We start from the raw sequence: 24038 nt of genomic DNA, 5'->3' as shown, positions 1-24038 counted from the left end.
TCAAACCTTCTCGACTTCCGGTCGTCCGAGAATACCGGACGGCTTGAAGATCAGGACGATGGCGAGGATGGAGAACGTCGCGACGTCCTTGTAGTCGATGGTGAAGTAGGCGGACCACAGGCTCTCGATGAGGCCGATGAGCAGACCGCCGAGCACGGCACCCGGAAGCGAGCCGATACCGCCGAGAACCGCAGCCGTGAAGGCCTTGACGCCCGGAATGAAGCCGTCGGTGAAGACGGTCACGCCGTAATACATCAGGTACATGGTACCGGCGACGGCAGCGAGCGAGGCGCCCATGATGAAGGTCACGGAAATCGTCCGGTCGACATCGATGCCGAGCAGGGCCGCCATCTTGCGATCCTGTTCCGTCGCGCGCTGGGCACGCCCGAGCGAGGTCTTGTTGACGATGTACCAGAAGGTCGCCAGCAGGATGACCGTCAGCACCATGATGATCAGCTGCTTCAGCGAGATCGAGATGCCGAAGACGTTGTAGACCGACGACACCATCGGCGGGATCGGCTTGTTGCGCGGACCCTGCGTGACCTGGATGAAGTTCGACAGCGCGATCGACATGCCGATTGCGGTGATCAGCGGCGCCAGGCGGAACGAGCCGCGCAACGGCCGGTAGGCCACCTTTTCGATCGTCCAGTTCCACAGCGATGCCGTCAGCATGGCCGCAGCGATCATGACCAGCAAAAGTATGACGACCGGAAGGCCGACAAACACGCTGGTGAGGACGAGAAAGACGATGAGAGCGGCAAATCCGCCAAGCATGAAGATATCGCCATGGGCGAAGTTGATCATGCCGATGATGCCGTAAACCATGGTGTAGCCGATGGCTATCAAACCATAAATAGATCCAAGCGTCAGCCCGTTGACGAGCTGCTGGACAAAGTATTCCATTTGCTATCCCCCGGATGCGGTTCCTGAGGGCCGCATCTCTTGTTCTTGTCTGCTCTTTTTCCGAGCTTGTTTGACAGTCCGGATTCCATACCGCTTTCAATACAAAAGGGAAGCCCAAAAAGCCCGGATCGACAATTTCTTTAGCAAGAACGGTTAAATGGCGCGTTTGACGCCAGGAAAACCAAAATTTCGGCACGAAGCGCGGCGCTTTTGCCCAAAAAGATGCACGAAAGTCGCAAACGGCGCTGTGCCGATCTGGCACGACGCCATGTAAGCGAGAGCAAATCAGCCGCGCATACGCGCGCCGGATGGGTCGAACAGCGGTTCGGGCTGCAGGCGCGCCGGCAGCATCTCGCCCAGAAGCTCGATCGACCAGCCGGATTCGACATCGGCGATCTCCTTCGGCACATAGCCGACCGCGACCGAGAGGCCGGCCGCATGCGCATAGCCCCCCGAAGTGACCCAGCCGCGCACCGCACCATCCAGATAGATGGGCTCGTCGCCGATCACATCGGCATCCTTCGCCGCAAGGACGAAGGTACGCAAGCGGAGCGCACCGCCCGCTTCCCGCTCAGCCCGCGCCGCGTCCTTGCCGATGAACTCCGCCGCCTTGCCCGTGGCCACGAATCGCTCCAGCCCGGCCTCCGCCGGGCCGTAGAGCGGGCGATACTCGCGCGACCAGCTGCCGTAGGATTTTTCGAGGCGCAGGGCATTCAGCGCCCTGAGGCCGAACAGGCGGATGCCGAACTCGGCCCCGGCTTCGAGGATGAGATCGTAGAGATAGCGCTGGTATTGCGGCTTCATCCAGATCTCGTAGCCGAGATCGCCGGTATAGCTGACGCGCCCGACGACAGCTGGCGCCATGCCGAGATCCATCCGGCGCACCGCCATGAAGGGAAACGCCGCGTTTGAAACATCCCGATGCGTCAGCTTTGCCAGCACATCGCGCGCCCGTGGCCCGGCAATGGCAAGGCCGACAAGCGAGAGGTTCAGCGCCTCCAGCGTGACGGAGCCATCCCGCGGCAGGTGCGTCTCGAACCAGCGCATATGGTAGTCTTCGGCGATCCCCGAACCGATCAGCAGAAAATCCCCCTCGCCGAGCTTGGCAAGCGTGAAGTCGCCGATCAGCTTTCCGTCATCCTTCAGCATGGGCGCAAGCGTCATGCGCCCGGTTTCCGGCAGGCGGCAGGCGAGCAGCCGGTCGAGCCAGGCTTCCGCCGCCCTCCCCTTCACCGCATATTTCGCAAAGCCCGAGGTCTCCATCAGACCGACGCTCTCGCGCACCGCGCGGGCTTCCGCGCCGACGGTCTCGAAATCCGTCGAGCGGCGCCAGGAGAACCGGTCCTCCACGCCGGCAGGCGCGAACCACAGCGGCTGCTCCAGGCCATAGGATGCCCCGAAGACGGCACCGGCCGCCTTGAGCCTGTCATAGATCGGCGTCGTCTGCAGCGGCCGGCCGGCCGGCAGCTCCTCGTTCGGATAGCGGATCGAGAAGCGGCGCGAATAGTTTTCCCGTACCTTGGCATTGGTATAGGCGAGCGTGGCATAGTCACCGTAGCGCGCGACATCCATGGCAAAGACATCGAAGCCGGGATCGCCGTTGATCATCCAGTTGGCGAGCGCCAGCCCGACGCCTCCGCCCTGGCTGAAGCCGGCCATGACGGCGCAGGCCGACCAGAAGTTCGTCATGCCGCGCACGGGCCCGACGAGCGGATTGCCATCGGGCGAGAAGGTAAAAGGTCCGTTGATGATCTTCTTGATGCCGGCCTTGTTGAAGGCCGGGAAGTGCCGGAAGCCGACCTCCAGCTCCGGGGTGATTCGCGCGATGTCCTCTTCCAGCAGCTCGTGGCCGAAATCCCACGGCGTGGTGAGCGGCGACCAAGGCCGACAGGCCTTTTCATAGGTGCCCATCAGCATGCCGTTGCGCTCCTGGCGGAGATAGATCTCTCCGTCGAAGTCGACGCAATGCATCAGCTCCTTGCCGGTGGTCCGGTTGAACTCGATGACCTCAGGCATGTCCTCGGTGATGAGATACATGTGCTCCATGGCAAGCACGGGCAGTTCGAGGCCGACCATGCGGCCGATCTCACGCGCCCAGAGCCCGCCGCAATTGACCACATGCTCGGCAACGATCTCGCCCTTGTCCGTGATGACGCGCCAGCTGCCGTCCTCGCGCTGCACGAGATCTTCCACCTTGGTATGCAGATAGATCTCGGCGCCGTTCTTCTTTGCGGACTTCGCATAGGCGTGTGTCGTGCCATAGGGATCGAGATGGCCCTCGACGGGATCGAAGACCGCACCGACGAACTGGTCCGGATCAAGCAGCGGCATCAGCTCATGCGCCTCCTTCGGCGTGAGGAGATGCGCATCGAGGCCCATGTAGCGGCCCTTGGCGAGGATCGACTTCATCCAGTCGAAGCGATCCTTGGTCGATGCCAGCATCATGCCCGAGGTCATGTGCAGGCCGATGTCCTGGCCGGAATAGTCCTGGATCTCCTTGTAGAGCTCCACCGTGTACTTCTGCAGCTTTGCGACGTTCGGATCACCGTTGATCGTGTGCATGCCGCCGGCTGCGTGCCAGGTCGAGCCGGAGGTCAGCTCCGAACGCTCGACGAGCACGACATCGGTCCAGCCGAATTTCGTGAGGTGGTAAAGGACGGAGCAGCCGACAACGCCGCCCCCGATAACGACGACCCTTGCATGGCTCTTCATGAAAACTCCGGTTTTTCCGGGTTGAAGGGAATTCAATGCGGCGCGAATGCAGCCTATTGGGTTCCCCCGACGCCCGGCAAGCCCGAGGTGCGAAGTGCCATGTCGCTCCGGATGTTTTTGTCAGCGCGTGGCGAAATCGACGGAGAGATCGTGACTGCGCGCCATGACCTTGAGATCGGCGACCAGTGCCTCGGCAAAGCTGCGCATCACCACGAGATCAAAACGATCGGCACCGGTGCGGGCGAGATTGACCGAGAGATGGTTGCACAGCACGTTCGCGGCGCGCCCGACGGCGAAGGCCTCCGGATGAAGGTCGATAGCGATACCGTTCGCAAGGATGCGTGCCGCATCGGGGCCGGACAGGGTAAGCGCCACGCGGCCATGGCTCTGGTCGACCACGAAGGCGAAGGCACCGAGCCGGACGGACAGTTCGGCAGCCAGCGTTTCCGGCGCATGCACCTCCGACAGCACCAGCCATTCGCCCGGGCCGCAGAAGCGGGCCTCGAACGCACCGTCGGCGACGAGAATGCCGGCCGCTTCGGCACCGTGGCCGCGTGCCGCCAGCACCACGGCGATGGCCGTGGCACGGTGCACGGCAAGATGGTTGGTCCGCTCGCCGGGGACGGCGCCGATCGTGCCGTCCAGCGCGTGTACTGCCTGATACTCGTAAGCCATGGTCTTACCTCACGCCGTCAGCTTTCGGTTTTCCGGATCGACGAAGACCGGATCGCAGACTTCGGCAAATGTCTCCACACCGCGCAGCTGGTCCCAGACGACGATCTTCTCGCCGTAGCGCTCGCGCCCTGATTTCAGGAAGGCAAGCGCGATATGCGTGCCGAGCGTCGGTGAGAAGCAGACGGAGCTAACCCAGCCCTGGTCGTTGATCGTCGAAGGCTTGGCACCGTCCTTGAGAAGATGCGCGCCGGCGCGCATGTCCTTGTCCGCCTCCAGTGCCTTCAAGCCAACGAGCTGGGCGCGGTCGGCGGCGGTCAGGCCGAAGCGGGTGGAGAGCCGCTTGCCGATGAAATCCGGCTTGCCGGTGCCCATCATGCGGCCGAGGCCCGCATCGTCGGGCGTCACGCGACCGTCGAGCTCGGCATGGGTGACATGGCCCTTCTCGATGCGCAGCACGTTCAGCGCCTCGACACCATAGGCGCAGAGGCCGTGCGGCGCGCCTACCCGCATCAGCGCGTCGGCCACCGCTTCGCCATAGCTTGCCGGCACCGCCAGCTCATAGGCAAGCTCGCCGGAAAAGGAGATGCGGAAGAGCCGTGCCTTCAGATTGCCCTTCAGCCGCACCTCACGCGCGGCTAGGAACGGGAAGGCTGCATCGGAAAGATCGTCCTCGACGACGGCCTGCAGGATCGTGCGCGCCTTCGGCCCGGCAATCGACATCTGCGCCCATTGGTCGGAGACCGACAGGAAGCGAACGCGAAGCTCCGGCCAGAGGGCCTGTGCGGCAAACTCCATATGCGAAAGCACGCCCGCGGCCATGGCCGTGGTGGTCGTCACCAGGAAATGCTCTTCGGCCAGCCGGCTCACCGTGCCATCGTCATAGACCATACCGTCCTCGCGCAGCATCAGCCCGTAGCGAGCCTTGCCGACGGGAAGCTTGAGCACGGGATTGCAATAAAGCCGGTTCAGGAACTCGGCGGCATCCGGGCCGAAGACCTCGATCTTGCCGAGCGTCGAGACATCGCAGAGGCCGGCATGCTCGCGCACGGTCCGGACCTCGCGATCGACGCTTTCCCGCCAGGTCTTTTCCCCAGCCTTCGGGAACCAGGAAGAGCGATACCAGAGGCCGGCATCGATGAAGACGGCACCGTGCCGGGCCGCCCAGCCATGCAGCGGCGAGCGGCGGGCGGGCATCGCATGTTCATCACGCGCGGGACCGGCGAGCGCGCCGAAGGAGACGGGCGTATAGAACGGCCGGAAGGTGGTGGTGCCGACCTCGGCGGGGCTGACGCCGCGCATCGTGGCCAGGATGCCGATGGCGTTGATGTTGCCGAGCTTGCCCTGGTCCGTCGCCATGCCGCTCGTCGTGTAGCGCTTGGCATGCTCGACATGGCCGAAGCCTTCGCGAAGGGCAAGACCGAGATCCTTGCCGTGCACGTCGTTCTGGAAGTCGACGAAGGCCTTCGACTTGGCGCCCGGCACATGCCAGAGCGCCGTGAAGGATGGATCGATCTCCTCGTCGACGACGGGACGCTCGAAGCCGGCAACAGGGCGGCCAAACATTTCCACGACGGCGGCCGCCTTGCGCGCACCGTCCTCGAAACATTCGGACAACCGATAGTGCCCCGCCGCGGCACCGGCCATGACGAGGCCGTCGCCCGCGTCCGGCGCCAGGAACGCCTGCAGGGCCTGCGACCAGACCGGCTTGCCGCCGCGCTGGCAGGCAAGGTGGATGACCGGGCTCCAGCCTCCGGACATGGCCAGGGCGTCGCAGGGGATCAATTCCTCGAAGCCGCCGCGATCAGCAACCACGGCGCGGAGACGCTTGCTCCCCTTCGTATCGACGATGCTGCCGCCACGCATGACCCGCACACCATCGGGCGCTGGGTCCGCAGCCTCCGTGCGGCTGTCGATGAGCACCTCAACCGGCACACCCTGCGCGGAAAGGTCTGCAGCCGTACGGTAGCCGGACGAACCGTTGGTGAAGATCGCCACCGACCGGCCGGCGGCGACGCCGAACCGGTTGGCATAGGTGCTGGCGGCGCTCGCCATCATTATGCCCGGCCGGTCATTGCCGCCGAAGACCAGCGGCCGCTCCTCCGCACCGGTGGCGAGGATCGCGTGCTTCGCCACGATGCGCCACAGGCGCTCGACTGGCCTTGCCGCGTCGATCGTCGCGCTGTGCTTCTGCACCCGCTCGACGGCACCGAAAACATTGTCGTCGTACCAGCCGAAGACCGTGGTCCGGGACAACAGCGTAACGCCGGGATGCCCCTGCAATTCGTCGATCGCGTGCCGGGCAAAGACGAACGACGCCTCGCCGTCAAGCCTGGTCGTTTCCGAAAGCAGCGCCCCGCCGAGGGCGAAATCCTGCTCGGCAAGGATCACACGCAGCCCCGAGCGGGCGGCGACCAGCGCCGCGGCGAGCCCCGCCGGGCCAGAACCGACGACGAGAAGGTCGCAATGCGCCCAGCTCTTCTCGTAGGCATCGGGATCGCGCGGAAGGTCCGTGCGGCCGAGGCCGGCGGCGCGGCGGATCAGAGGTTCGTAAACCTTTTCCCAGAAGACGGCCGGCCACATGAAGGTCTTGTAGTAGAAGCCGGCGGACAGGAAGCGCGACAGGCGGTCGTTCACCGCGCCGATATCGAAGGCGAGGCTTGGCCAGCGATTCTGGCTGGTGGCCGCAAGGCCGTCATAGAGCTCGGCGACCGTTGCCTTCGTGTTCGGATCGCGCCGCGCGCCCGTACCGATGGTGACCAGCGCATTCGGCTCCGACGGCCCGGCCGTCACGATGCCGCGCGGGCGATGGTACTTGAAGCTGCGGCCGACAAGCAGCCGGTCGTTGGCCAAAAGCGCCGAGGCGAGCGTATCACCGGCATGGCCCGAAAGGTTCGCCCCGTCGAAGGTGAAGCCGATGGTGTTGCTGCGGTCGATGAGGCCGCCGGAGGCAAGGCGATAGGCGGTCATTGCGCGCCTCCCTGCGCCGTGGCGGCATCCGTCACGGAAAACACCTCGTGGGTAAAGTTGTCCCGTTCCACCACCAGCCAGCGCCGGCAGCCGGCGACATGCTGCCAATGTTCGCGGATACGCCCGCGTGGATTGGTACGGACATGTACATAATCGTGCCACGCCTCGTCCGAAGCCATCGGCGCCGGGCGGGCCGGGGTCGCATCGCCGCGGATCGAAAACTCTTCCTTGGGGCGTACCCCACAATGAGGACAGGAAATCAGGCTCGCCATGGCATCCTCAATGCAGGTTCGGCTGGGTGCCCGCACCCGCCTCGTCGATGGGGAAACCGCGCTCGAAACGATCGAGCCTGAGCGCGCGCGCCACATGGTGGCTCTCTCCCTTGGCGATGAGATGCGCAAAGCAGAAGCCGGAGGCCGGCGTCGCCTTGAAACCGCCGTAGCACCAGCCGCAGTTGAGATAGAGATTGTCGATCGGCGTGCGATCGATGATCGGCGAGCCATCCATCGACATGTCCATGACGCCGCCCCAGGCACGCAGCACCCGCACGCGGGATAGGCCGGGGATCATCGTCACCCCCTCCTCCATGACATGTTCGGCGGTCGCAAGGTTGCCGCGCTGGGCATAGGAGGAATAACCGTCGATCTCCGCGCCGAAGACGAGGCCGCCCTTGTCGGACTGCGAGATGTAGAAGTGCCCTGCGCCATAGGTGATGACGTGGTCGATGCAGGGCTTCAGCCCCTCGGTGACGAAGGCCTGCAGAACGTGACTCTCGATCGGCAGCTTCAGCCCGGCCATTTCACCGACGCGCGAGGTGTTGCCGGCGGCGGCGAGCGCCAGCCTGTTGCAGCCGATGAAGCCCTTCGTCGTCTCGACGCCGGTGACGATACCGTTTTCCCTGCGGATGCCGGTCACCTCGCAGTTCTGGATGAGATCGACGCCGAGCCGGTCCGCGCCGCGTGCAAAACCCCAGGCGACAGCATCGTGCCGGGCCGTGCCGGCGCGCCGCTGCAGAAGGCCGCCGATGATCGGAAAGCGGGCGTGGTCGAAGTTGAGGAAGGGCAGCATCTTCTTCAGCGTCTCGCGATCGAGCTGCTCGGCCGCCACGCCCTCCATCATCATGGCGTTGCCGCGCCGGACATAATGATCGCGCTGGCCGTCATTGTGGTAAAGGCTGATGATGCCGCGCTGCGACAGCATGATATTGTAGTTCAGCTCCCGCTCCAGCCCCTCCCACAGTTTCAGCGAGAACTCATAGAACGGCTCGTTGCCGGGCAGCATATAGTTGGAGCGCACGATGGTCGTGTTGCGTCCGACATTGCCGGAGCCGAGATAGCCCTTCTCCACCACGGCGATGTTGCGGATGCCGAACTCGCGGGCAAGATAGTAAGCCGTCGCAAGACCATGCCCGCCGCCACCGACGATAATCACGTCGTAGTGGGGCTTGGGTTGTGGCTCCCGCCAGGCGGGCTTCCAGCCGAGGTTGCCGGCAAAGGCTTGTTTGAAGATCGAAAGGGCGGAGTAGCGCATGCGAAATCCTGCATCAGTCGCCCCACATTCGCATATGCAGCACAAACGGCAAGGCCGGCGTCATCTTGTCGCATCCGGGATCCGGGACTGTCCACATGCCGTTATCGAGGCCGGAAAGACGGCGCATTTGCTTTCAGTCCGTCCCGCAGCTATGGCATCAGCAGGAAAGCCGGACCGGAACCATGCAGGCAGACAGGATGGAATTGAGGCAAGTCTTGGAAAGCGCGGCACTGGCCGCAGGCAGCGCCATCATGGCCATCCACAAGGCCGGGGCCGATGTCCAGTACAAGGCGGATCAATCGCCGGTGACCATGGCCGACGAGGAGGCCGAACGGCTGATTCTCGCCGCACTCGCACAGCATTTTCCGGACATTCCCGTCGTCGCCGAGGAGGCTGTGGCCGCCGGCCGCGTGCCGGATGTTTCGGGCGGCGTCTTTTTCCTGGTCGATCCTCTGGACGGCACCAAGGAGTTCATTGCCGGGCGCAGCGAATTCACCGTCAACATCGCGCTCATCCGCGATCGGGCGCCGGTGGCCGGCATCGTCTATGCGCCCGCGCTCTCGACCGGCTTTATCGCCGACAGCGAGCGGGCGGAGCGCTTCGAAGTCGATGGCGAGGGCGCGATTTCCAGGCGCCAGCCCATCGGCTGCCGCAAATGCGGCAACGCGCTGACCGCGGTCGCCAGCCGATCGCATGCCACACCCGAAACGGCCCGCTTTCTCGACGACCACGGTATCGACGCCTGCACGGCGATCGGTTCCTCGCTGAAATTCTGCCTCGTCGCCCAGGGGCTCGCCGACGTCTATCCCCGCTTCGGCCGCACCATGGAATGGGACACGGCCGCGGGTGACGCGGTGCTGCGTGCAGCCGGCGGGCACACCCGCACGCTTGACGGCGCGCCCCTGCTCTACGGCAAGATCCAGCAGGCGAACGACGCGGATTTTGCCAATCCGGACTTCATCGCCGCAAGTGCCGACTGGAGCGGCGGGCCGGCGGCGACCACAAAATAACCAGATTGCTCGAAGAGGAATGCGCGCCGACCGGAGGGGGTGGATTTTCCGCTCCCGTTCGCCCTGCGGGCGGCGTTGGCGACCACCGGGCCGCCGCGGCATTTTTATTGTCTGTAAAGGCAATTTCGAATAAGTTGCGGCGACAAGCATTTAGGCGACGCCCCCGTTTGCTGTTGGAAAGAGTGAGCCGACGTGAAAGATGAGAAAGCGCCCCTCGTGGCGGAAACCCCGACCCACGTCGCCGACAACACGAGCAGCCTGCTTGAAATCGCCAAGCAGCGGGCCCGCCAGCGCGCAACAGAACAGAAGGTCGTGAAGATCAAGCAGGGCGCAGCAAAGCGTCCGGTCAATCCGGCCATCGATGACGACGAGAATCTTGGATCGCGGGCGGAAATACGCGCGCGCAAGCCCGCCGACCTCGTCAGTTCCGTCCTGACCCTGCCCGCAATCCCCAAGCAGAAGCGACAGCTTCCCTGGCCGATCATTTCCTTCCTGCTGGCCGCGGTCCTGCCGACGATCCTGACGGGCCTCTACTATCTCTTCCTCGCCAGCCCGCAATACGTGGTCGAGACCCAATTTTCGGTGCGCGGCTCGAACTCGTCCTCGCTCAACGCCCTCGGCCTGACCGCGCTTGTCGGAAACAGCGCGCAGTCGGGCGATTCCTACGTGGTTGCCGACTACATCCAGTCCTCGCAGATCCTGCCTGACATCCGCGAGCAGACCGGCGTCGACATCCGCACCGTTTACTCCCGTCCGAGCATCGACTTCCTCTATCGCGAGAACGAGAGCCGTCCGCTCGACGAGTTCCGCGATTATTGGCGCGACATGGTCAATGTCAGCTACAATTCCACGACCGGCAACGTGACGATGCGCGTCTTCGCCTTCTCGCCGTCGGACGCGAAGAAGGTGGCCGACGCGGTCCTCACCGTCTCGGAAAACCTGGTCAACACGCTTTCGGAAAAGTCGCGCCGGCAGTTCGTCGAGGTCGCCAACCAGCAGGTCGCACGCTCGGAAGAGCGGCTGCGCAACATCCGTGGGCAGATCACAGACCTGCGCATTTCCGAACAGGCCGTCGATCCGACAGCGGTTGCGACGATGGAAGCCACGATCATCAGTTCGCTCGAACAGGAACTCGCTTCTTTGCGCACCCGCTACAAGGCGCTGGTCGATTCGGTCAGCAAGGATGCGCCGTCCGCCCGCGTCATCGAGCGGCAGATCGTCGCCCTGGAAGAGCAGCTGATCGAGCAGAAGAAGCGCATCAGCGGCGATGGCGCCAACGACGACAGCAGCAACAAGACGACACGCAGCGGCCTGGATGCCGGCCGGGCCCTGCCCGAAATGATCGACCGCTTCACCGAGCTCAGCGTCGAGCAGGAGTTCGCCGTCAAGGCTTATACGACCTCGCTTGCCGCACTGGAAGCAGCCATGCAGGAAGCGCAGAAGCAGGAGCGTTACTTCGCCGTCTACGTGCAGCCGCGCGAGCCGGAAATTGCCCTCTATCCGCTGGGTGCTATCAACACGCTCATCATGCTCGCCGCGGCGTCGTGCCTCTGGCTGATCGGTTACTTCGCCTTCCGGTCCGTGAAGGATCATGCGATCTGATCGCGATGAGGAGAGAGTGGCGGAATGGCTCTGCTCGCTGAAAAACCCCTAAGCTATGCCCTGCGCGAAAACGCGCGGGTGATTGCTGCGCTGGTCGTTCGCAGCGCCGTGACGCGCTTCGGGGAAAGCCGGCTGGGTTTCATCTGGATCCTGGCCGAGCCCGCCGCCTATGTCGGCATCTTCCTCCTCATCCACACACAGCTGAAGGCACATGTGCCCTTCGGCGACAATGCGTTGTTGTTCATCCTGGCCGGTGTCTTCGGCTTCCGCATGACGCGCGGCATCTCGCGCAAGACGGAACGCGCCATCATGAGCAACCAGCCGATGCTGACCTACCCGCTGGTCAGGCCGCTCGATACGCTGGTGGCGACCTTCCTGCTGGAAACGACGATCTGGATGATCATCTGCGCCGTGTTCATGGGCGGGCTCGCCATTTCGCTCGACCGGGACGTCATCGTCTATCCCGGCGAATTTGCCGAGGGTATGGCAGCGATCCTCTACTTCGCCTTCTCCTTCGCAGCGTTTAACGCAACGATGAGCGCGCTCGTACCGCGCTACGACACCTTCCTCAGCATGCTGAGCATGCCGCTGATGCTGATGTCCGGTGTCTTCTTCATGCCCGCGGAAATGCCGCCGGGCTTCCAGGCCGTGCTGTGGTGGAACCCGTTCCTGCACTGCGTCGAATGGTTCCGCACGTCGACCTATCTCGATTACCACGCGCTGCTGAGCAAGCCCTACCTGCTCGGGCTTTCGACCGCGCTGCTCACATCCGCGCTCGTGCTGGAGCGCCTGTTCCGCCGAAAGATCATAGACTGATGATCATCTTCGACAATGTCAGCAAGGCCTTCCCTCGCCCGGGCGGCGGCAAAAAGGTCATCCTCGACCGGTTCACGGCGGCCTTCCGCCCCGGCACCAATGTCGGCATCCTCGGCCGCAACGGCGCCGGCAAGTCGACGCTGATGAGCCTGATCTCCGGCGCGGACATGCCCGATTCGGGGCGCATCCTGCGCGAAGGCAAGATTTCCTGGCCGCTGGGTTTTCGCGGCGGCGTGCACAGCAAGCTGACGGGCGCACAGAACACCCGCTTCATCGCCGATATCTACGGCAAGAACCGCACCAAGGTTCTGGATTTCGTCGCCGACTTTTCCGAGCTCGGCCCCTATCTCGATATGCCGGTGAAGACCTATTCCGCCGGCATGAAGGCACGCCTTTCCTTCGGCATCTGCATGGCGATCGGCTTCGAATATTACCTGATCGACGAGGTGATCGCCGTCGGCGACTCCACCTTCAAGAAGAAATGCAAGGACGTCTTCGACGAGCGTCGCGAGAACGCCACCCTGCTTCTCGTCTCCCACTCCTCCGGCCTCCTGCGCTCGTTCTGCGACATCGGCGGCGTGATGAACAATGGCCAGCTCACCTTCTACAACGACATCGAGGAAGCGATCGAGGTGCATGAAGAGATCCTTCGCACTTCCGCCAGCCAGCGCCGTTCGGCCTGATTTCCGAAACAAAAAAGCGCCCCGCAACCATGTTGGGGACGCTCGGCTTTCCTGAAAACCTCGGGGCGGAGGCCCCGGCCACCGCCTACTGCGATTGGGCCAGCAGGGGCGTGACGTTGGACGCCTCGGGCAGTTCCACCACCCGGCCTGCCGCATCAACCGCCCGCAGCTTCTCGAGCAGCGAATTCACCGCAACCTCGATGCCCTCATAGGCATAGTAGTCACCGGGGTGCAGGCATTCCTGCGCGATCCAGTTCAGGTAGTCGCGCCGCTGCGCCACCGGCGCCACGTGGCCGGATGACCAGAAACTGTCCAGCTCGATACCCTTGTTGACGCAGAAGGCGAGCGCGGGATGCCGGTAAAAGGCCTGGCCGAGAACGGCAAGTGGAATGCCGTGCTGCAGCGCCGAGAGGCCGGACGTGCTGTTGATCGTCACCATGCCCGCCGCATGCCGCGTCATCAGGCCCAGCGAACCGCTGTCGAGGATGTGGATACGATCCGAGACGTTGTTGAGCACGCCGACCTGGCGGATAAACTGCTTGTCCTGGCTGTGTCCCCGCTCCATCGGATGGATCTTGAACACCAGCTGGTGCGTCGGTGGCGCGTTTCGCGCAAAGGAGACGATGCTCTTCAGGATGAGCTTCTGGTTGTTCCAGCCGCTTGCCGCCGCGCCGAGCTGGCTGTCGTCATGCACCTGCAGCGGCACGATGTAATATTTCTTGTCGTGGTGCTCAAGCAGCCGCTCCATCGTGCGGTAATTGCTGCCGAGATTGCGGAACTTCCGGTAGTAGTTCTTGATCCAGTAGAATGCCTCGGGCGCGAGAGACCGCTTGTGCTTGTGGAAAAGCTTGCGTTCGCTCAGTGTCGAAAAGACGCCGCGCACCGAAAAATAGGTGAAGGCATAGGTTGCCATGGCACCGAAAGACGACGGGAAGTTTGTCCCGCGCGTGCGTTCGCGACGCTTTTCGTCATCCTTGTCGGAAGGTAGAAGACCCGCGATTGGCGAGCGCCAGTTGTTGCCGCCAACCTCCATCGTGACGAAGCCGGGGCGGATATAGCCTTCCTCAAGGCTGAGCACGGGAATGTTGAGCGTGGCGCATTGCTCGATGGCGATCTTGTGGATCTCGCGCTCGCAGCCGAACAGCACGACATGATCGAAACCATGCTCGCCGACGATCTCGGTAAACCAGTCCCGCCAGACATCGGCCGTTCCGGAGAAATGCAGGCTCTTGCCACCGCGGGCGAACAACCGGTCTCCGGCGTTGAAACAGACACGCCAGGCATCGAAACCGCTGTCATTGAGCAGCGCCTGAGCCTTGCGGAAGAAGGGACCGACCGGCCCCTGCAGGAAGAGAACGCGCGGTGCGCTCTTGGAAGGGAACCGCTTGGAGAGCTTTCGGCGCAACGCCAGATTGATCAGCCGCGATCCACGCGCTCCAGCGACGCCATCTGCGTCGGAGCGACCCGCCTTCAAATCGGTATCATGCTGTACGCTCATGACAGGTCGGCTCAACTCAAATTATGCTGCTGGATGGAATGGTATTCGCACAAAGGCGCCGTTTTAGCAACCGCATCTGCCATGCTCCCCGATTTTCTCGCCGATCCCCCGGCATACAGACAACTGCTGCGTACAAGACGGCGACTCGGATGTGTTCCCACGTTTCTGACCGTCTTTTACCGCAACCGCGAGTCGCGAAGCAACACCCCCACGCGATTGATCTGTTGCGCCGCACACAAAAAGAGCTTCCGCCCGACTCCGGGCGATTTCATGGCGGCACCCGAAATTTCTTCAACCAAATCCTCCGGACGGCACGGCAAACCACTGAGAGGATGGATATAAAGCGGGTATCGGACAAGGCTTGCAGCCACCAGGGCCTCAAGATCGATACGGCGCAAGCGGCGGGGAATGGGCAAGCGATCGTCGGTCAGGCCCCAGCCTGCATAGAATGGCGCCCCATGGACGCCGACCGCCTTGCCGCGCAGGAGCGCCTCGAAGCCGGCCAGCGAGGTCATCGTCTCGACCCGGTCCGCCCAGCCGATCCATTGCAGGATATCGCCGCTGCGAGCGATGAGATCGGCCTCCTGCGGCTCGGCGCCACCATCACGCACGCCAGAAACCACATCCGGATGCGCCTTGTAGACGATGAAGGCATCGGGAAACAGGGCCCGAGCCGCGCGCACGAGGCCGGCATTGGAGCGTACCACGGGCGAGCCGTAGCGGATGGACGCATCCTTCTCCACCTGCCCCGGCACAAGGATTTTCACCCGCCCTTCGGCAACCGCCGGCAGGTCGGCCGCCGTGCCGAGATTGTATTTGGAGACACCGCGCTGCACCAGCAGGCCTATGAGGTCGCTCGCCCGCCGCCGAAGGTCCTCGTCGACCGTACCATGCGCGATCAGCGCCTCCAGCCGGCTTTCTCCCCGTGCATCATAGTAGACATGTTCCCCGTCGATCGCGATGGAGGATGGCATGGTGAGATTCACCCCCAGCCCGCGGGACCGGATGAAGCCATCCTCAAGCCGCATTGCCGGTACATCGGCCGGCAGCGCCACATCGCTTCCCCACAGCGCGACGACACCGTCTGCCGCCTTCGCTGCGGCAACCGCCGCGTCGATCGAGCGGGCATGGACCGGGTCACCCGCCATGCCCTTCAGGAAAGGCGCCATGGCCCTACGCTTCCATGGAGAGAAGCCGGCCGTAAAGACCTTGCGCCCGATGCGCGCGCGCTGGTCGCGCACCGTAATCGCCTGCTCGACCGCCCGCTCCGGGGCACAGGGCTGGCGCGTGTGCAGGTCGAGATAATGCGAATAGTCGATGTAGGCTGCGTGGAAGACCTGTTCGAGCGAGGCGGACGGACGGACGGGCGACAGCTGGCCATGATCGACCGTGAGGCCGCGACCGGAATAATAGGTGGTGCCGAAACAATGGACAGGCCGCTCCGCCACCAACGCCTCGAAACCGAGCTGGCTTGACACCGTGTAGACGCTGTCGGCTTCCTCCAGCAAGGGCCAGGGGTTCATGCGCGGGGGCACGACGATCTCGACACCCAGCGCACTTGCCGCCTGCCGCAAGAGGCTGCGGTCGCCTGCCGCCGGATGGGTACGCACGACCAGGGTCTTTCCCGGGTGATGGGCCGCCGCATGCTCCAGCATGGCGCGGAAACTCGCGGCACTCGCCCCTGCCCCGGCAATGGAGGCATCGCCGGCCACCTGATCGACGAGCAGGACAAAGGGACGCCCTTGCGGCACACCGGCAGCTGCCGGCGTCAGCACTGGACTGTTGTTGTATTTCGACAGGCGCGCAGCGCGCAGCTGCGCCATCAGCCGGCTCGCGCGCGCCAGCGCAGCGGCATCGGTCACCGGCTGCGACAGCAACCGTTCGAGGCCACTCGGATGGAGCGCATCGAAATAGATGCCCTCCCGGTCGACCACATAGGAATGGCTGGGCTCCCCGCGCCCCGCTGCAAAGCCGCGCAGGAAGCCGTCCTCAAGGGTGATGGCCTCGTTGCCGGCGCGTGCCGCAAGCCGCACCGCGCGCCGGCCGGACGATCGGCGTCCCCAGCCGACGAACCCGTCGATCCGCCCGGGCAGGGCAAAGGGCCATGCAACGATCTCCGCATCGAGCAGGCGTGCGATATCTGCCCGCTGCTGCCAGAGGCCGAAGGAAAGAAGCGCATAGGTTTTGCGTGCCTTGCCGGCCATGCAGTCCTCGAAAGCCATTCCGGCTAATCTGCGGAGCGCGCGAGGCCGGCGACCCCGGCAATGCCGGAGCGCCGCACAGGCATCACCGCATCAAGCGGGCCGAATCCCACCCGTCAGAGCAGGTCCGCCGTGCGCTGGATATTGTAGGCCGCGCTCGAACCGCTGGAAACGATCGTCAGGAACTTCGCAAGGTCCGTCGCAACGTGGCGCGCCAGATAGACGACGTCCTTGTTCCGAACGGGGAAGTTCTGCGCGACGATATAGCTCTGCGTTGCCCCGAGATCGAGGCGATAGACGATCGGATAACGCCCTTCCGAATCCGCCACCATGCCGCGGGCGATGAGGTCGCGGAAGCGATCATCACCGACAACGGTGCGGTAAACGTTCTCGTCCTCGTAACGGAAGACGAAATAGCCCTTCGGGTCGGCCGTCGCGACATTGCCGCCGCCGGCCAGCGCCGCAGCTTCGACAAGGCTCAGCTTGGCCGCGTCGAACGGAATCTTGCCGGACTTCTTCGTCTGGCCGAGTGCAGCGAAGGTCTGCGGGTCATAGGTCAGATAGATTTGGTCATCCGGCTTGACGTAGATGTCGTCCTTCGGATTGTCGATGACCGACTGCAGCAGCACGCTGCGCGTCTTGCCGCCGCGCTTGAGGCTGACATAGGTATCATAGGGCGGCTTGGCGGCGCCGCCGGCCATGGCGATCACTTCGCTGATATGCTGGCCGCTGAGGCCGAGCGGCACGATGCCCGACTTGTTGACGTCGCCCTGAATGGAAACGGTGCGCGAGGCATTGCCGGCCATGGAAACGATGACGTCGGGCTCGACGGCCTTCGCCTTCAGCGCATCGACGATCGTGGCACGCGCCGAATCGATCGTCATGCCGGCAAAGCGCACGGAACCGACATAGGGAATCTGGCCATGGCCATCCGGCTGCACGATGACGGGGATCGTCGTGGACTTGCGATCATTTGTGGAGAACAGGCCGTCCGGACCCGCTTCGAAGATCGTGACTTCCAGGCGATCACCGACGCCGATGACCGGCGTGCCGCCGCCACCGCCGAAGCCGAAGGTGCTGGACAGGCCGTACCGCTTGGCCGCGCTGACACTGTTGGCAACGCGCTGATCGACATTCACGACGTCGAAGATCAGCTTGGTCTGGGGAATTTCGTAGGACTTGCCGTCCGCGCCGGCCGAAAGGACCTCGTGGGTCAACGGGCCATCGCTCGGAACCACGCAGCCCGCCAGCGTCAACAGGGCACCCGCCGCAAGAATCCGCGCAAATGCGCCCAAAAGCCTGCGCGGCGTGCCCACGTCTTCAATTGCGATCATCACTTAGCATTTCCCTTCGACCGTACCTCACAAGGCACGGGGCAAGAGCCAGCCGCTTGCCACGACAGGGCGCCATAGACATGCAGTTCCAATGTCTCGTCAAGTCCCATGACCAAACCTTGTCCCACCACGCAAGCCCATGCGGCCCCCGCCGACACCATGGAGCAAATCCCTTGCACATTCGTTACGGTCTGAAAAGACGGCGGGCCGTTTGGCGTTGAAAATCAACTTTTTCCACCAGCTTTTTCAGAAGGAGTGCGACAAAAAGAACGCAACTTTTCCTCCACCCGCCCGACAGCGAACGCGCCTCCCAACCCACAGTTTATGCACATGCCTTGCCCGGCTCTGACCTTCCGGGGGCGACCGGGCGCAGAAAGCAGTGACGGGGGAGATGGGCAAAAATATGGGTGGCGGTTATCGCGCCTGCGCGGAACGGGTTCGCCGCGCAGGACCGGCAGGGCTGCCTCACACCGCCTCGACAGGTTCGGGTTCGGGTACAGACACCTCCGCCTCTTCCGGCTGGATACGGAACCAGGCGATATAGAGCGCCGGCAGGAAGAGCAGCGTCAGCACCGTGCCGACGATGATTCCGCCCATCATGGCATAGGCCATCGGCCCCCAGAACACCTCGCGCGAAATGGGGATGAGCGCGAGGCTGGCGGCGGCCGCCGTCAGCATGATCGGCCGCATGCGATGCTCCGTCGCCTCGCGCACGGCCCTCCAAGCATGCATGCCCTCCCGTCTTAGGTCCTCGATCTGCACGACGAGGATGACCGAGTTGCGGATGAGGATGCCGATCAGCGCCAGCACGCCGAGAATCGCGACGAAGCCGAGCGGCGCCCCGCTGCCGAGCAGCGCGATGACGACCCCGATGAGCGCCAGCGGCGCCACGGCGAAGACGAGGAAGAGCCGCGAGAAGCTCTGGAGCTGGAGCATCAGGATCGTCGCCATGGCAAACAGCATGAGCGGCACGACCGCGACGATAGGCGCCTGGCTGTCAGCGCTTTCCTCCACCGTACCGCCAACCTCGACCGCATAGCCGGAGGGCATCTTCGCCTGGAAGGCAGAAACGTCCTTTTCCAGCCGCGAGACGATCGTCGCCGGCTGCACGCCGCCAGTGATGCTTGCCTTGACCGTGATGGTCGGCTGGCGGGAGCGACGCCAGACGACGGGCTGCTCCATTTCGTAGCGAAAGTTCGCCACCGCGGCGAGCGGCACGGAGGTGCCGTTGGCCGTGGGCAACTGGAGCTGACGCAGCGTCTCGATGGACTGGCGCTCGGCGGCCCGCGCCCGGCCGATGACGTCGATCAGGTAGACGTCGTCGCGGATCTGGGTGACGGCCGTGCCGCCGACGACGCCATTCAGAGCGGAGGCGATGTCCTGCGAGGTGACGCCGAGCTGGCGTGCCTTGTCCTGCAAAACATCGACCTTCACCACGCGGGCGGGCTCGTTCCAGTCGTAGACGATGTCCCCGAGCCGGGTGTCCTTGCCGATGACTTCGCCGAAGGCGAGCGCCTGCTTGCGCACCTCCTGGATATCCGGACCGCTGACGCGGTACTGAATCGGCCGGCCAACCGGCGGACCGATGTCGAGCAGCTTCACCAGCGCGTCCGTGCCGACGAAGGTCTCGCGCAGATAGGCCTGGAGATCGGCCCTCAGCCGGTCACGCGCCTCCAGGTCCTTGGTGACGATGACCGTCTGGCCGAAGGCCGGCGACGGTGGCTGAACGTCGAAGGACAGAAGGAAGCGCACCGCGCCCTGCCCGATATAGGAAGACCAGCGCTCGATGTCCGGGTTGCCCTTGAGCTTCTCCTCTTCCAGTTTGGCGATCTGCGCATTGGTCTCGGCAATCGAGGCATTCTGCGGCAGCGACCAGTCGATGATGAGCTCCGGCCGGTCGGAGGACGGGAAGAACTGTTCCTGCACGAAGCGCATGGCGAAGACGGAAACGCCGAAGACCAGCACGGTCGCGACGATGGTCGTCCATTTCCAGTGCATGCAGGTATCGAGCAGGCGCGCGAAGGTGCGGGCGAACCAGCCCTTCTGCTCGTGATGCTTCTTCATCGTCTTCGGCAGGATCGTCACGCCGAGCAGCGGCGCGAAGATGACCGCGACCACCCAGGAGACGACGAGCGAAACGGCGATGACGACGAAGAGGCTGAAGGTGAATTCGCCGGCCGCGCTGTTGTTGAGGCCGATCGGAATGAAACCCGCCACCGTCACCAGCGTGCCGGTGAGCATGGGAAAGGCGGTGGACGTATAGACATAGGTCGCCGCCTTGCGGAGCGAATCCCCCATTTCCAGCCGCGCCACCATCATCTCGACGGCAATCATCGCATCATCGACGAGCAGGCCGAGCGCGATGATGAGCGCGCCGAGCGAGATGCGCTGCAGCGAGATGCCGTCGTAATACATGAAGACGAAGGTGATCGCGAGCGTCAGCGGGATCGACAGCGCCACGACGAGACCCGCGCGGATACCCAGGCTGACGAAGCTGACCGCGAGCACGATGATGACAGCCTCGAACAGTGCCCGCGTAAAACCCGACACCGCCTCCTCGACCACCTTCGGCTGGTCGGAGACGAGGTGCACGTCGACGCCGACCGGCAGTTCATGGGAAAGCAGCTCGATCTCCTTTTCCACCGCCGCGCCGAATTCGAGCAGGTTCGAGCCCTGCTTCATGCCGATGGCAAGGCCGATGGCCGGCTCGCCGTTGAAGCGGAAGAGCGCCGATGGCGGGTCCTCGTAGCTGCGGGTAATCGTTGCGATGTCGCTGAGGCGGAAGAAGCGGTTGTTGACACGCAGATTGACGTCGCGAAGGCTCGCCTCCGAGGCGAACTGCCCGCCGACGCGCACGCTGACGCGCTCGCCGCCGGCCTGCACCACGCCGGAGGGCGCCACGGCATTCTGGGCCTGCAGCGTGGACACCACCTGCTGGGTGGAAATGCCGAGGGCGGCAAGCTGGCGCGTCGAAAATTCGAGATATATCACCTCGTCCTGCGCGCCGACGAGATCGACCTTGCCGATATTGGGCACGGTGAGGATGCGCCGGCGGGCATCCTCGACATAGTCGCGCAGCTGGCGCGGCGAGAGGCCATCGGCGGTGAAGGCATAGATATTGCCGAAGACATCGCCGAAGCGATCGTTGAAGGCCGGGCCGACGACGCCGGAGGGGAATTCACCCCTGATGTCGCTGATCATGTTGCGGACGGTCACCCAGGTGGGAGCAACGTCGCGTGCACGGGTCGTCGGCTTGAGGTTGACGAAGATCAGCGTCTGGCCGGGTGTCGTGATGCTGCGGGTGAAATCGAGCGATTCCAGCTCCTCCAGCTTGCGCTCGATGCGCTCGGTCACCTGCAGCGTCGTCTCTTCCACGGAGGCCCCGGGCCAGGCAGCGCTGATCGTCATCGTCTTGATGGTAAAGGAAGGATCCTCCTCGCGGCCGAGATTCTGGTAGGCGAAGAAGCCGAGCAGCGCGAAGACGATCATGAAGTACCAGACGAGCGATGCATGATCGAGCGCCCAGTCCGAAAGGTTGAACTTCTTCATAGGCCTGCCTCGTCTTCAACCTTGATTTCCTGTCCCTCTTCGAGGCTGTTCACCCCAGCCGTGACGACCCGGTCGCCGGCTTTCAGTCCACCTGTGACCTGAAGCGTGCGCCCAGCAACGGGGCCTGTCTCGATCGGCACCAGATGCACCTCGCCCTTCTCGCCATCGACCAGCCAGACATTCGGCTTGCCGTCCTTCCGAAACACGGCGGTTTCAGGGATCACGATGGCAGTGAGGCGCGGCCCTTCGAGCTCGGCGGTGATGGTTGTACCGAGGCGAACGGTATTCGGCGGGTTTTCCAGCGCGATCTTCACCCGCCGCGTGCGCGTAACGGCATCGGCGGACGGCGCGACCTCGCGCACCATGCCCTTCACGGTGACGCCGGGGTTGATCTGCAGGGAGACGGTGAAGCGACTGCCGAGGGCGATGGCCTCCGCCGTCTCGGGAATATCGACCACTGCATCGCGCTCGTCGGGCCGCGCCACCGTGACGATCGCTTCGCCGGGCGAGACGGTCTGCCCAACCTCGGCACCGGTCGCCACGACGACGCCATCGAATTCGGCAAGGATGCGGGTGTAGGAAAGCTGCTCTTCCGCCTTGACCAGCGCCGTCTTCGCTCGCGTCAGGCCGGCATCGGCCGCCTCGCGGGATTGTTCAGCGCTTTCGACGGCGGCCTTGGCCGCAGCATTCGACTGGAGCAGCGTCTTCTGGCGCTCCTCGGTCGCGATCGCGCTTGAAAGCGTCGCCTCGGCGCTGGAAAGCTCGGCCCGGGCCGAGCGCACGGCAAGTTCATAGGCCGTCGCATCGAGGACGGCGAGCTCGTCGCCCTTCTTCACGAGATCGCCGACATGAACGGTGCGCGAGACGAGGCGGCCGGAAACGCGCGAACCGAGCGCAGCCTGCACCTTGGCCTGCACCGTGCCGGCAAAGCGCGTTCCGGGCAATGCTGTGGGCACGACCACCATGGAGAGAACCGGACGCGGCGGTGCGGCCGCCTCTTCTTCCTTCTTGCAGCCGGCAAGCGCCATGGCAGCGATGACGACCGTTGCGAGAGGTACATGTTTCCTCATCGGGCGGCTCCTTCGATCGCGGTGACGGTCTGGCCGGGGCGGAGCAGCTTCGTGCCATCGGCAACGTAGGTTTCCCCCTCCTCGATGCCGCCCGAAAGCAGCGCGACATCGGTCTCGAAGGACAGGACCTCCACCGGGCGCAGATCCACCGTACTGTTCGCCTTGTCGACGATCCACAGCGCCGGCTTGCCATCAAGCCCAGCCGACAACGCCTGCCACGGCACCACCGCCACCCGGCGCGGCGCCAGGGCGCCGACGCCGACGACCGAGGAGCCGAGGGTCATTTCCGGCGGCGTGCGGTCCATGGCGATCTTGACGCGCACCGTGCCGGTCTCAGCGTCGATTGTCGGCGAGACCTCGCGCACATTGCCGGTCGTGCGCACGCTGTCATCGCTGAGCAGGGTAACGGTCACCCCATTTTCCGCCGGCCGGGCGAAGAACAGCGATTCATAGACATTGAAGACGGCGTCACGCGGACCTGTATCGGCAATCGTGAACATGGTCTGCGCCGCCTGCGCCACCTGTCCCGTTTCGGCCAGACGCGCGGTGACGATGCCGTCGGCGGGCGCACGCAGTTCGGTGTAGGACAGCACCTCCTTTGCCGTGTCGCGCTGGGCGATCGCCGCCTCACGGGCGCTTTCGGCCGTGCGCAGGGCCGTTTCGGCATCGTCGAAATCCCGGCGGGTGCTGATGCCGTCGCTCAACAGGGATTTCTGGCGGTCGAAATTGGCCCGGGCGAGCTTGAGCTGTGCTCCCGCAGCGCGCACGCCGGCTTCCGCCGCCTCGACATCGGCCCGCTGCTCCTCGGGATCGAGCCGCGCCAGGACCTGCCCCTCCTTGACCGCACCGCCGACATCGACGAACCAACCGGTGATACGGCCTCCGACGCGGAAGGAGAGATCCGTCTCCACCCGTGCGACCACTTCCCCGGTAATGCTGATCGTCTGTTCGCGCTCCTCGAAATGCACGGCGGCGGTGTGGACCGGCCGCGCCGCGCTGTCGGCCCATGCCGGCCAGACGGCGACGGAAAGCGCCAGCACCGCCAGCAGCATCCTGCCCGCCCTATTACCCGCTGAGGTCATCGCCGTCTCCACCGTTGCAGAATACCCATTTAATATGGGTCCTCATTATATCGCGAAGATCAGACTGACAAGCCGCACCCTCTAGAGGCGCTGTCTTGCCGCAGGCGAGTGTGGCGGAGTCCGGCAAAAAAGCCAACCGGGAAGATTCTTTGGTAGAGGAATATAATAAGCCATATTTCTCAGCGCACTAACAGCAGCTTCGCCATCGTGTGCAAACAAGAAAGCCGCCGGCAACCGCGAAACCTTTCCGGTTCCCACTGGGCTGCGCGACGGCTTTATCGGAGCGTCATTCGTTGGACGCTTCTCTTTCGGCCCCCTCTGGACCTGCAAGGAAGAAAGCAGAAAGCGTGCCAGATCGATGACGCGCAAAATACAAAAATGATTTCATATTACTAAAGCGATTTAT

General features: G+C 64.0%; 16 protein-coding genes. 4 read left to right on the top strand and 12 right to left on the bottom strand.

The window, feature by feature from the left end; translation table 11 throughout:
- From P9A16_RS02235 to P9A16_RS02210, 6 genes are all read right to left on the bottom strand, one after another.
- Positions 1-903, bottom strand: coding sequence for a branched-chain amino acid ABC transporter permease (locus P9A16_RS02235; protein ID WP_024270832.1), 903 nt, complete (start codon positions 901-903; stop codon positions 1-3).
- A 285-nt stretch (positions 904-1188) separates the two neighbouring features.
- Positions 1189-3615 (bottom strand): GcvT family protein, encoded by a 2427-nt coding sequence (locus P9A16_RS02230; protein ID WP_024270831.1) that lies wholly within the window; start codon positions 3613-3615, stop codon positions 1189-1191.
- A gap of 120 nt (positions 3616-3735) precedes the next feature.
- Positions 3736-4290 (bottom strand): sarcosine oxidase subunit gamma, encoded by a 555-nt coding sequence (locus P9A16_RS02225; RefSeq protein WP_023512211.1) that lies wholly within the window; start codon positions 4288-4290, stop codon positions 3736-3738.
- Between the two features lie 9 nt (positions 4291-4299).
- On the bottom strand, positions 4300-7257 hold the full coding sequence (locus P9A16_RS02220; protein ID WP_023512210.1) for a sarcosine oxidase subunit alpha family protein: 2958 nt from the start codon (positions 7255-7257) through the stop codon (positions 4300-4302).
- A complete protein-coding gene (locus P9A16_RS02215) occupies positions 7254-7529 on the bottom strand; it encodes a sarcosine oxidase subunit delta (protein ID WP_023512209.1) in 276 nt (91 codons plus the stop codon). Before P9A16_RS02215 ends, P9A16_RS02220 begins: the two co-directional genes overlap by 4 nt.
- Positions 7530-7536: 7 nt before the next feature.
- Positions 7537-8787, bottom strand: a complete 1251-nt coding sequence (locus tag P9A16_RS02210) for a sarcosine oxidase subunit beta family protein (RefSeq protein ID WP_023512208.1) — start codon at positions 8785-8787, stop codon at positions 7537-7539.
- A 203-nt stretch (positions 8788-8990) separates the two neighbouring features.
- Here P9A16_RS02210 and cysQ point away from each other — a divergent pair, with 203 nt between their 5' ends.
- From cysQ to P9A16_RS02190, 4 genes are all read left to right on the top strand, one after another.
- On the top strand, positions 8991-9797 hold the full coding sequence (cysQ, locus tag P9A16_RS02205) for a 3'(2'),5'-bisphosphate nucleotidase CysQ (RefSeq protein WP_051758720.1): 807 nt from the start codon (positions 8991-8993) through the stop codon (positions 9795-9797).
- A gap of 192 nt (positions 9798-9989) precedes the next feature.
- Entirely contained in the window at positions 9990-11399 is a 1410-nt protein-coding gene (locus P9A16_RS02200; RefSeq protein ID WP_023512205.1) for a capsule polysaccharide export inner-membrane protein BexC, read from the top strand.
- Positions 11400-11423: 24 nt separating this feature from the next.
- A complete protein-coding gene (locus P9A16_RS02195) occupies positions 11424-12215 on the top strand; it encodes an ABC transporter permease (protein ID WP_023517035.1) in 792 nt (263 codons plus the stop codon).
- Positions 12215-12898: an ABC transporter ATP-binding protein gene (locus P9A16_RS02190; RefSeq protein WP_024270830.1), complete on the top strand. Its 684-nt coding sequence runs from the start codon at positions 12215-12217 to the stop codon at positions 12896-12898. The genes P9A16_RS02195 and P9A16_RS02190 overlap by 1 nt, the downstream gene beginning before the upstream one ends.
- A gap of 85 nt (positions 12899-12983) precedes the next feature.
- Here the strand turns inward: P9A16_RS02190 and P9A16_RS02185 are convergent, their stop codons facing one another.
- The 6 genes from P9A16_RS02185 to P9A16_RS02160 form a co-directional block, all read right to left on the bottom strand.
- Positions 12984-14396 (bottom strand): capsule biosynthesis protein, encoded by a 1413-nt coding sequence (locus P9A16_RS02185; RefSeq protein ID WP_024270829.1) that lies wholly within the window; start codon positions 14394-14396, stop codon positions 12984-12986.
- 176 nt (positions 14397-14572) lie between these two features.
- Positions 14573-16618, bottom strand: coding sequence for a capsular polysaccharide biosynthesis protein (locus P9A16_RS02180; RefSeq protein ID WP_051758718.1), 2046 nt, complete (start codon positions 16616-16618; stop codon positions 14573-14575).
- A gap of 95 nt (positions 16619-16713) precedes the next feature.
- Complete coding sequence (locus P9A16_RS02175) at positions 16714-17931, bottom strand: polysaccharide biosynthesis/export family protein (RefSeq protein ID WP_024270828.1); 1218 nt, start codon at positions 17929-17931, stop codon at positions 16714-16716.
- A gap of 465 nt (positions 17932-18396) precedes the next feature.
- On the bottom strand, positions 18397-21480 hold the full coding sequence (locus tag P9A16_RS02170; protein ID WP_278025516.1) for an efflux RND transporter permease subunit: 3084 nt from the start codon (positions 21478-21480) through the stop codon (positions 18397-18399).
- Positions 21477-22550, bottom strand: a complete 1074-nt coding sequence (locus P9A16_RS02165) for an efflux RND transporter periplasmic adaptor subunit (RefSeq protein ID WP_023515226.1) — start codon at positions 22548-22550, stop codon at positions 21477-21479. The genes P9A16_RS02170 and P9A16_RS02165 overlap by 4 nt, the downstream gene beginning before the upstream one ends.
- Positions 22547-23632 carry an efflux RND transporter periplasmic adaptor subunit gene (locus tag P9A16_RS02160; protein WP_023515227.1) on the bottom strand — a complete coding sequence of 362 codons (1086 nt, stop codon included), beginning with the start codon at positions 23630-23632 and terminating at the stop codon, positions 22547-22549. Before P9A16_RS02160 ends, P9A16_RS02165 begins: the two co-directional genes overlap by 4 nt.
- Between the last annotated feature and the right edge of the window lie 406 nt (positions 23633-24038).

The sequence above is a fragment of the Shinella sp. 838 genome (assembly GCF_029623935.1).
Lineage (GTDB): Bacteria > Pseudomonadota > Alphaproteobacteria > Rhizobiales > Rhizobiaceae > Shinella.
The sequence above is the reverse complement of the archived record's forward strand: the minus strand, read 5'-3'. Positions and strand labels throughout refer to the sequence as shown.

What these genes read in the sequence shown, in the direction of transcription:
- P9A16_RS02215 (WP_023512209.1), bottom strand. Translation starts at nt 7,529, where the DNA reads ATGGCGAGCCTGATTTCCTGTCCTCATTGTGGGGTACGCCCCAAGGAA.
- P9A16_RS02170 (WP_278025516.1), bottom strand. Translation starts at nt 21,480, where the DNA reads ATGAAGAAGTTCAACCTTTCGGACTGGGCGCTCGATCATGCATCGCTC.
- P9A16_RS02165 (WP_023515226.1), bottom strand. Translation starts at nt 22,550, where the DNA reads ATGAGGAAACATGTACCTCTCGCAACGGTCGTCATCGCTGCCATGGCG.
- P9A16_RS02160 (WP_023515227.1), bottom strand. Translation starts at nt 23,632, where the DNA reads ATGACCTCAGCGGGTAATAGGGCGGGCAGGATGCTGCTGGCGGTGCTG.
- P9A16_RS02230 (WP_024270831.1), bottom strand. Translation starts at nt 3,615, where the DNA reads ATGAAGAGCCATGCAAGGGTCGTCGTTATCGGGGGCGGCGTTGTCGGC.
- P9A16_RS02225 (WP_023512211.1), bottom strand. Translation starts at nt 4,290, where the DNA reads ATGGCTTACGAGTATCAGGCAGTACACGCGCTGGACGGCACGATCGGC.
- P9A16_RS02210 (WP_023512208.1), bottom strand. Translation starts at nt 8,787, where the DNA reads ATGCGCTACTCCGCCCTTTCGATCTTCAAACAAGCCTTTGCCGGCAAC.
- P9A16_RS02220 (WP_023512210.1), bottom strand. Translation starts at nt 7,257, where the DNA reads ATGACCGCCTATCGCCTTGCCTCCGGCGGCCTCATCGACCGCAGCAAC.
- P9A16_RS02180 (WP_051758718.1), bottom strand. Translation starts at nt 16,618, where the DNA reads ATGGCTTTCGAGGACTGCATGGCCGGCAAGGCACGCAAAACCTATGCG.
- P9A16_RS02190 (WP_024270830.1), top strand. Translation starts at nt 12,215, where the DNA reads ATGATCATCTTCGACAATGTCAGCAAGGCCTTCCCTCGCCCGGGCGGC.
- P9A16_RS02235 (WP_024270832.1), bottom strand. Translation starts at nt 903, where the DNA reads ATGGAATACTTTGTCCAGCAGCTCGTCAACGGGCTGACGCTTGGATCT.
- P9A16_RS02185 (WP_024270829.1), bottom strand. Translation starts at nt 14,396, where the DNA reads ATGAGCGTACAGCATGATACCGATTTGAAGGCGGGTCGCTCCGACGCA.
- P9A16_RS02195 (WP_023517035.1), top strand. Translation starts at nt 11,424, where the DNA reads ATGGCTCTGCTCGCTGAAAAACCCCTAAGCTATGCCCTGCGCGAAAAC.
- P9A16_RS02175 (WP_024270828.1), bottom strand. Translation starts at nt 17,931, where the DNA reads ATGATCGCAATTGAAGACGTGGGCACGCCGCGCAGGCTTTTGGGCGCA.